This is a genomic window from Paenisporosarcina sp. TG20 (assembly GCF_000286315.1).
Lineage (GTDB): Bacteria > Bacillota > Bacilli > Bacillales_A > Planococcaceae > Paenisporosarcina.
In genome coordinates this window covers 1-1,380 of record NZ_ALJG01000065.1, presented here as the reverse complement: position 1 = coordinate 1,380, position 1,380 = coordinate 1, and the positions used below count along the sequence as shown (strand labels likewise).

At 39.3% G+C, this 1,380-nt stretch carries 1 protein-coding gene; it reads right to left on the bottom strand.

What is annotated here, in order from left to right; genetic code table 11:
• Window positions 1–362: 362 nt before the first annotated feature.
• Window positions 363–1,380: aldo/keto reductase (locus B371_RS0100410; RefSeq protein ID WP_237721483.1), on the bottom strand; the 1,018-nt coding region annotated here is incomplete at its 5' end.

The window sequence follows — 1,380 nt, the reverse complement described above, 5'->3', positions numbered from 1 at the left end:
GGTCCGTGAGCCTCCTTGTCGCAAGCGCCTGCGGGGTCTCACCTGGCCTCGCTTTTCCCACTGGAGTCGCCGCCTTTCTCTACAATCATTCACCTTTTAAAAAACAAAAAATCAATGAAAATACATATAAAAAGTCTTCATATTTTATAAAATGAAAGTACCCAAGCGAAAGTACCCAAGCCTATATTCTGATAGGACTTCTACTGAGAGGAAACTGCGCTTCTTAAATAGGAAATTATGGCTTACATTAATGGGTTAATTTCAATTCTTTAGTCCGCCAATTTAAATTGGTTTGCTGTCTAAAGCACCCCGGACACCTTACAGTAGAACGATACTATTCTTATGACGGAATAGAGCTTCAACTATATACTACTCACACGATGATTCAAACTCTCTGACCATTTCCAGTCACTTATTTGTACAGCATCCGTGATGTGTGATTGATTGCTAGCTCCAACAATTGCAGAGGTTACAGCAGGTTGATTAAGTATCCAAGCTAGAGAGAATTGTGACATATTTACTTCATTTTCTATGGCCAATCGTTTGTAAGCATCAACTCGCATGAAGTTTTGATCTGTGAAATAGTTCTGAATTAGCTGTTCACCTTTTGCTGCTCGGCTTCCTTCAGGTAAATCGTCACGCGATGTATATTTGCCGGATAACATCCCTCGAGCCATTGGACTATACACTAAAAGCCCCATGTTCTCAGATAAACAATAAGGAACCAGTTCTGATTCTACTTCACGTGATAATAAATTGTATTGTGATTGAGATGAAACAAAATGTTCAAACCCGCGAAGGTCGCTAATCCCGCACGATTTAGCTATTTGCCAAGCTGCATAATTGGAACAACCGATATAGCGCACTTTTCCTTGAGTGACCAGATTTGTTAATGTAGATAACGTCTCTTCAAGTTGCGTTTGATTATCAAATCGATGCACTTGGTATAAGTCGATGTAATCCGTTTGGAGTCGTTGCAATGAGTTTTCGACCTCACGCATTATATGAAACTTGGACAATCCTGATTCATTCGGATTCTCCCCCATTGGAAGGCCTACTTTTGTTGCCAAAATGACTTTATCACGTCTTCCTTGCAAGGCACGTCCAATAATCTCTTCACATTCCCCTGTTCCATACTTAAATTGTTCATCTTGACCTTTGCCATAAAAATTTGCTGTATCAATTAAATTAATTCCCGCATCGATTGCAGTATCTAAAATTGCTACTGAAGATTTTTCATCAATCCATCGACCGAATGCCATTGTTCCCAAGGTCAAATTTGATACTTGGAGTCCAGTAAAACCTAAGTTTGTGTAATACATCTTTTTCCCCCTTATAATATTTAACTCTACATAAGACTGACAACTCCCACAGCTAAAG